We start from the raw sequence: 6918 nt of genomic DNA, 5'->3' as shown, positions 1-6918 counted from the left end.
TGGCCCGCTTCGGTGACAAACCGGCGGTCTCACCAATTCCGGTGCGGGCCTGCACATTCTGTCCAGCGACCCGGCCAAGCAGCGCGCGTCTGGGAGCTGATCAGATATCTCACCAGTGAGGAGCCCTACGTGAAGATCTCCCAGAACATCGGCTACCTGCCACTGCGCTCCGAGATGATGACCGACCCCGCGGTGCTCGGCTCCTGGGCCGCGCAGAACCCGCTGCTGGCCCCGAATGTCGCGCAGCCGGCCACCAGGGAACCCTGGGTCTCACCCGGCAACGACTATCTGCAGATCCGCGACGGCATGATGGACGCTGTCGAGTCGGTCGTGTTCCAGGGCAAGGATCCGCAGGCCACCCTGACCGCAGCCCGCGCCGAGGGCGCCACACTCCTGCCGGCGTCATGAACCCGGCGAACATCCTGACCCTGGTCCAGCTCACCGACACCCACCTGCGCCCCAACGGTGAGCGCGTCCTGGGCGCGGTCGACACCCATGCGGTCCTGCTGCACGTCCTCGACAAGCTCCGCACCGGCGGGCGGCGCATCGACGCGCTCATCCTGTCCGGCGATCTGGCCGACACCGGCGCACCCGAGGCATATCGGCGACTGCGCGCGGCCGTGGAACCGGTCGCGGCCGAGCTCGGCGCGCAGGTGCTCTACGTGATGGGAAATCATGACGAGCGAGCGGCATTCGGGGTCGAACTGTTCGGGCACGAGCCCGGTTCGGCGGCGGCCACCGCACCCTACGACCAGGTCCTCGAGGTGGCCGGGCTGCGCGTCATCGGCCTGGACTCCACCACACCCGGACAGCACCACGGCCATCTCGAAGACAACCAGCTGGACTGGCTGGCCGCCCAGCTCCGCGAGCCCGCGCCCCTGGGCAGCCTGCTGGTGCTGCATCACCCGCCGCTGCCCTCGGCCGTCCCCGCCGCCGAATTCCTCAAGCTGCGCAATGCCGATCGGCTGGCCGAGGTGCTCACCGGCACCGACGTCCGCATGATCTTCTGCGGGCACAACCACATGACCGCGGCCTCCGCGCTGGCGGGCATCCCGGTCTGGGTCGGACCCGCGCTGGCCTATCGCATCGACGCCCTGTCACCGGCGGGCCGTCAATACGGCATCGCCGGTTCGGGTTTCACCCGGATCGACGTCCTGGACACGGCCATCATCGCCAGCGCGGTCGAGACGACACCCACGACCCGGCTCTACGACAAGTCAGACACCGAGGTGCAGGGGCGCCTCCAGACGCTCGCAGCCGAAAAGGGCTAGCGGTGCCGGGTTGGTCTGCCTGCCGGTACTGCTGCTCTACCTGGTGTTGCAGCGGAACATCGTGAACGGCTTCGTCCGTTCGGGACTCAAATGATCACAGACCGAACACCCGCCGGGCGTTCCCGTCCAGGTACAGCTCCCGCGTCTCGTCGTCCAGGCCCAGCTGCTCCAGCCCGTCGAGCGCGTGCTGCGGCATGATCATCGGATAGTTGGTGCCGAACAACACCTTCCGCCGGCCGCTCGTGGTCTTCAGATACGCGACCAACGCCGGCGGCAGCCGCTTCGTGGTGTACGCCGAGGTATCGATCACCACGTTCTCGTGCTTGCGCGCCACCGCGATCATCTCCTCGGTCCACGGATAACCGACATGACCGCACACGATCGTCAGCTCCGGGAAATCCAGGGCGATCCGGTCGATATAGGGAATCGGCCGCCCCGGGTCCGAGGGCCGCAACGGCCCGGTGTGCCCGACCTGCGTGCAGAACGGAATCCCCAGATCCACGCACGCCGCGTACAGCGGATAGAACCGCGCGTCGGTCGGCGGCACCTCCCACAACCACGGCAGCACCCGCACCCCCTTGAACCCCTCTTCCCGCACCCGATGCCGCAGCTCCCGCACCGACTCCATCGGCCGCCGCAGATCCACCGAGGCCACCCCGATCAGCCGGTCGGGCGCCTCCGCAACCCATTGGGCCACTTCGTCATTCGAGATGAGCACCCCCTCCGGCGCGCACCACGCCGACAGCAGCGCCCGATCCACGCCGCCGGCGTCCATGGCGGCCAGCGTGGCCTTCAGCGGAATCTCCTCCGACGGGATGACATCCCCGGTCCACCGCCGCAGCGAGTCGAAGATGTCACGCGCGAGAAAGCGACCCGTCGGATGCTGTGCCCAGGCGTCGATCGTCATCACTGACCACCCCACTGCTCTCCGGGTCCGCAGCGCTCGCCGGCTCCGGACCGTCCAGACATTCCAGGAACGCGGCCACCGCCGGATTGGTCTCCGCACCGCGCCAGACCGCGTACAGATCCAGTGTGGGCACCGGATCCACGATTTTCACCGCAACCGACATACTTCCCGGTCCACCCATCCCCATGGAGATGGCACGCGGCAGCGAGGCGAACCCCACCAGCGGCCGCACCGACACCATGTGCGCGGTCGCCCCGGGATCATCGGCGTACTGCGTGACATTCAGCGAGATCCGCGACTGCGCGGCCGCCCGGAAGATGTTGTCGTACATGGCCGGGCACTGCTCCCGCGCGAACAGCACACACTCCTGGTCCTGCAATTCCGCGAACGGCACCCCCGCCCGGTCCGCCCACCGATGCCGCCTGCCCACCACCGCCACCAGCGGCACTCGATGCAGCAGCCGCCGGTACCGGAACTCCGGCGTGCTCGGATGGCCGTACACCATGGCCACATCCAGCGCGCCCTCCGCGAGCGCGGTGAGCTGCGGGCCGGTCCGCTTCTCCCACAACGACACCTCGATATCGGGATACCGCTCGGTCATCCGGACCAGCGTGTCCGGCAGCACCTGCCGGCTCGCCGGCAGGTTGTAGCCGACATTCACCGTCCCCACCCGGCCGTCCGCCAGGGCCCGCGCCGCCCGCGCCGCCCGATCCAGCTGCGCCACGATCTGCCGGGCCTGTATGCACCTCATGGGAGTTCCGCGCCACCAGCGTCACGCCGATCGCCTTCTCCAGCTTCTGCAACTGCGCGCTCAGGCTGGGCTGCGTCAGATGCAGCCGCTGGGCCGCGCGCCCGAAGTGCAGCTCCTCGGCGAGGGTGATGAACGAGACCAGATGTCGGATCTCCATGGGCCGGCTCCTCTGTAATACCCGCCACGCTCGTCGCGATACCAGCCACGCTAGCCCCGGCGGGTAACCGGCGATGAATTGCGGTTCTCCCCGGAACAAATGGCCGATGGCCTTCGTTGTACGTCCACGGCTCCAGGTCCGCGCTCCACGCGGGCACCCGGAGTCAGGGGGCGAAAAAATCACCCGACAACGGCAGGTCCGTTGTGCCACCATGTTTTTCACCGATGATCAGCCGACCGTCACGGTCGTGACCAGCAGGAGAGGAGGAGACGGCAATGAATCCGAGGTTCAGCGAACAGTATCCGAGTTCGCCCGAACAGCGCGCCCTACTCGTGCGCCATACCGAGCGCAGCCTGCGCGGCGACGACCGGAACATCGGCCGTCTCCAGGCCCACGCGTAAGCGGGCAACTCCCAACCTTCTGTTCGATCCCTTTCACGAAACATGGTGACCCCCATGCTGTTCCGTCACGCCGACGACCCGGAGACAACCACCGACAACTGGATACACGCCGGAGTGCTGCTGCTCAACGCCTCCTACGAGGCGCTGACCACGATCCGCGCCGAGCGCGCGGTGGTGCTGCTGCTCGGCGGCGCCGCCGAGACCGTCACCGATCGGCGGCCGCACTTCCCGATCCGCTCGAAGCACCTGGAGCTGGCGCTGCCGGAGACCATCCGGCTGCACCGCTACATCTACCTCGAGCACCGGATCCTCGTGCACGACGACGACAGCCGCGCCACCCTGGCCGCGGTCCTGCGTCGCGACCGCTACCGCTGCGGGTACTGCAACGACTGGGCCCGCACCGTCGACCACATCCGCCCGCGCTCGAAGGGTGGGCCCAATACCTGGGCCAACCTCATCGCCGCGTGCGGTCCCTGCAATACGTACAAGGCGGACCGGACTCCCGAGGAGGCCGGCATGCGCCTGCTGTGGGAGCCCAAAGCCCCCGATGACAGAGAACGGGCCCAGCGTCAGGTCTGGAAGGAACTGGCGGCGTCCTGAATCCCAGGACCGGGACCGATCTCGATGAACGAAGAACACCCGCACCACGTGATCGGACATGAAAGGAGCGAGATCCGATGACGAACACTGCACTTCGGGAGCCGACCCTGGCGGATCTGCTCCCCATCTCCGACTCGAAGGACTACTGGCAGCGCGCGGCCTGCAAGGGTGACCCGAACCACGAGGCGTGGTTCCCGTACCCCTCGCAGGACTTCGACTACGCCCGCACCATCTGCGCGGCCTGCCCGATCCGCCGCGAATGCGGTGACTTCGCGGCCCGCACCGGCCAGTCCGGCGTCTGGGGCGGTCACGAGTACGACCGCGGCAAGCTGATTCGCGACTGACACCTCGGCGGTGACTCCCCTCGGAGTCACCGCCGTTGTCACTCGGAGTCACCGCCGTTGTCGTCGCTGCTCCGCCGTGTCCAGGCCGGTCGGACTTCGCGTAACCGCCTGGCACAGGTGGCTACCGACCCGTCAACATAGGATGGTCGCTCGTGGGAACTCATCGCGCCGCGGGCAGGTCACGAGGTATCAGCAAGGGACCGGTTATCGCAGTGGTCGCGGTGGCAGTGCTAGCGCTGGCCGTCGTCGGCTGGGCCTGGCTGTCGGATCGATCCAAGGAGCGCGACAGCCGCGCCGCCGCCTCCTGCGTGGAGGGCACCGCCACCCTGAACGTGACCGTGGATCCCGACATCCTCACCCCGGTCAAGGCCGCGGCCGACCGCTTCAACGCCACCAAACCGCACGTACGCGACCACTGCGCCGAGGTGGCCGTGGCCGCACAGCCCTCGGCCGCCATGGTCGCGGCATTCACCTCCGGCAAGGCGTGGGATCCGGCGCTGGGCCCGCAGCCCGCGCTCTGGATTCCGGAATCCTCCCGCTCGGTCGAGCAGATGCGCGTGCCGGGCCTGATCGCGGGCACCCCGGCCCCCATCGCGGTCAGCCCCATCTCCCTGGCCGTCCCCGACGACCTGCGCCGCGCCCTCGAGACCGCCAAGGTGCACTGGTCGGACCTGCCCCGGCTGCAAGAGGGCTCGCTCGCCGATCTCGGGCTGCCCACCTGGGGCAAGCTGCGTCTGGCCATGCCCGCCGGGGACGGCTCGCTGGCCATCGCGGCCGCGGTCGGCTCGGGCGTCTCCGGCACCGATCCCCTCGACGAGAAGGCCGTCGCCACCGGTCAGGTGGTCTCGGCCATCTCCGGCCTGGCCGCGGGCGCACCCGCCGCCAAGGACGTGAGCGGCGCGCTCACCGACCTGTCGGGGGCCGCCGACGCTGCCACCGCTCCCGTGCACGCGGCGGCCGCCACCGAGCAGCAGATCCGGGCCCGCAACGGGCTGGCCGCTTTCCGCCCCGATGGCGCGGGCCCGGTCGCCGACTACCCGGCCGCCCAGCTCACCGGCTCCTGGGTGGACCAGACCCAGAATCTGATCGCGGGCCTGTTCGCCGATTTCCTGCGCGCCCCCGACCAGTCGAAGCTGTTCACCGACAACGGTTTCGGCGCCGCACCCCCGGCCACCACCCCTGTCCCGGCGAAGGCGGTCCTGGACAAGGTGGGCCAGATCCTCGCCCATCCGGTGCTCGGTGTGCAGGCCACCGTGTTGCTCGACGTCTCCTCCTCCATGGCCGCCACCGAGGGCTTCGGCACCCGTCTCGCCAATGCGGCCGCGGCACTGGAGTCCACGATGGGCGTCATGCCGCCGGGCTTCGGCCTGGGCGTGTGGGAGTACTCGAAGAACCTCGACGGGAACAACCCCTACAAGGTCCTGACCCCGACCGCGCCGCTGTCGGACGATCAGCGCACCGCCATCAGCCAGGTCCTGACCACGGTCACCGCGAGCACCTCCAAGCCGGACCGCACCTATCCCACGCTGCAGGCCGCCTACAAGAACGTGCTCGCCAACTACGCCGCGGCCCGCACCAATTCGATCCTGCTGATCACCGACGGCCCCGAGGACGATTCCACGGTCACCGGCGATCAGTTGCTCGCCGGCATCGCCGCCGCGATGGATCCGGCGCATCCGGTACGGATCGACGTCATCGTGGTCGGCGGCCCCGGCACCCAGACCCTGCAGACCCTCACCCAGCGCACCGGCGGCACCTATACCAAGGTGAACACCACCGCGGACCTGCCGTTCGGCACCGCGGTCTCGCAGGCGCTGACCACACCCTGACCGGCCCGGATTCCAGGTCGGCCAAGGCACGGCAACACGGCGGCAGCGGTTTCCGCATTCGCCAGCAAACCCGTGGCATATTCGGCCAATGGCACAAAGCACTGGTCCCGAACCCACACTGAAACAGGGCTTCGCCGCCGGAACGACGATCGCGGCGGGCATCCTGCTGCTCGTCGTCGGCGCGCTGTCGATCCTGCAGGGCATTTCCGCGGTGGCATCGGACGACCTGCTGGTCGTCGGCTACGACTACGTCTACAAGATGAACACCACCGGATGGGGCTGGATCCACATCGTCCTCGGCATCATCGAGATCGTCGTGGCTATCGGCCTGCTCCGGGGCACCACCTGGGGCCGGGTCGCCGCCCTGGTCCTGGCGGCCCTGTCCATCGTGGAGAACTTCCTCTGGATTCCCTACTACCCGGCCTGGTCGCTGCTCATCATCGCGCTCGACGTCGTGGTGATCTGGGCCATCTCCACCTACAAGCCCGTCACCGTCTGAGCCCCGGAGCGGTGAGCGTGCCCGCGGCACCGCCGCGCCGATAGTGCCTGCGGCACAACGGTGAAGCGGCCCCACCATTACGGAAACCAAGTGCCGCGTAACAACTACCCGCATAGGCCCCGCGCACTCGACGGACCCCTCGCCCGGGGGGCACCGGCC

The 6918-nt window shown here is 68.8% G+C and carries 8 protein-coding genes and 1 pseudogene; 7 read left to right on the top strand and 2 right to left on the bottom strand.

Annotated features, from left to right (window positions below; genetic code table 11):
• The first annotated feature begins 129 nt into the window (after positions 1-129).
• Both ACFXKA_RS08455 and ACFXKA_RS08450 read left to right on the top strand, forming a co-directional pair.
• Positions 130-408, top strand: coding sequence for a hypothetical protein (locus tag ACFXKA_RS08455; RefSeq protein WP_379426655.1), 279 nt, complete (start codon positions 130-132; stop codon positions 406-408).
• Entirely contained in the window at positions 405-1271 is an 867-nt protein-coding gene (locus ACFXKA_RS08450) for a metallophosphoesterase (RefSeq protein WP_379426654.1), read from the top strand. Before ACFXKA_RS08455 ends, ACFXKA_RS08450 begins: the two co-directional genes overlap by 4 nt.
• A gap of 94 nt (positions 1272-1365) precedes the next feature.
• On the opposite strand, the gene ACFXKA_RS08445 is transcribed toward ACFXKA_RS08450, so the two are convergent.
• Positions 1366-2178: an amidohydrolase family protein gene (locus ACFXKA_RS08445; RefSeq protein ID WP_354831721.1), complete on the bottom strand. Its 813-nt coding sequence runs from the start codon at positions 2176-2178 to the stop codon at positions 1366-1368.
• Positions 2126-3086, bottom strand: a pseudogene (locus ACFXKA_RS08440) (LysR family transcriptional regulator). Before ACFXKA_RS08440 ends, ACFXKA_RS08445 begins: the two are co-directional and overlap by 53 nt.
• Positions 3087-3361: 275 nt before the next feature.
• Between ACFXKA_RS08440 and ACFXKA_RS08435 the strand changes: the two are divergent.
• The 5 genes from ACFXKA_RS08435 (at position 3362) to ACFXKA_RS08415 (ending at position 6759) form a co-directional block, all read left to right on the top strand.
• The gene (locus tag ACFXKA_RS08435; protein ID WP_354831715.1) at positions 3362-3487 is read left to right on the top strand and encodes a hypothetical protein; all 126 of its coding nucleotides are present in this window, start codon (positions 3362-3364) and stop codon (positions 3485-3487) included.
• A gap of 54 nt (positions 3488-3541) precedes the next feature.
• Positions 3542-4087 (top strand): HNH endonuclease, encoded by a 546-nt coding sequence (locus tag ACFXKA_RS08430; RefSeq protein WP_354831713.1) that lies wholly within the window; start codon positions 3542-3544, stop codon positions 4085-4087.
• A gap of 77 nt (positions 4088-4164) precedes the next feature.
• On the top strand, positions 4165-4431 hold the full coding sequence (locus tag ACFXKA_RS08425) for a WhiB family transcriptional regulator (RefSeq protein WP_354831710.1): 267 nt from the start codon (positions 4165-4167) through the stop codon (positions 4429-4431).
• A 221-nt stretch (positions 4432-4652) separates the two neighbouring features.
• Positions 4653-6260 carry a VWA domain-containing protein gene (locus ACFXKA_RS08420; protein ID WP_379426653.1) on the top strand — a complete coding sequence of 536 codons (1608 nt, stop codon included), beginning with the start codon at positions 4653-4655 and terminating at the stop codon, positions 6258-6260.
• An 88-nt stretch (positions 6261-6348) separates the two neighbouring features.
• Positions 6349-6759 (top strand): hypothetical protein, encoded by a 411-nt coding sequence (locus tag ACFXKA_RS08415; RefSeq protein ID WP_379426652.1) that lies wholly within the window; start codon positions 6349-6351, stop codon positions 6757-6759.
• Positions 6760-6918 lie beyond the last annotated feature (159 nt).

The organism is Nocardia sp. NPDC059228 (assembly GCF_042754245.1).
Lineage (GTDB): Bacteria > Actinomycetota > Actinomycetes > Mycobacteriales > Mycobacteriaceae > Nocardia.
This window is presented reverse-complemented; position numbering and strand designations above follow the sequence as displayed.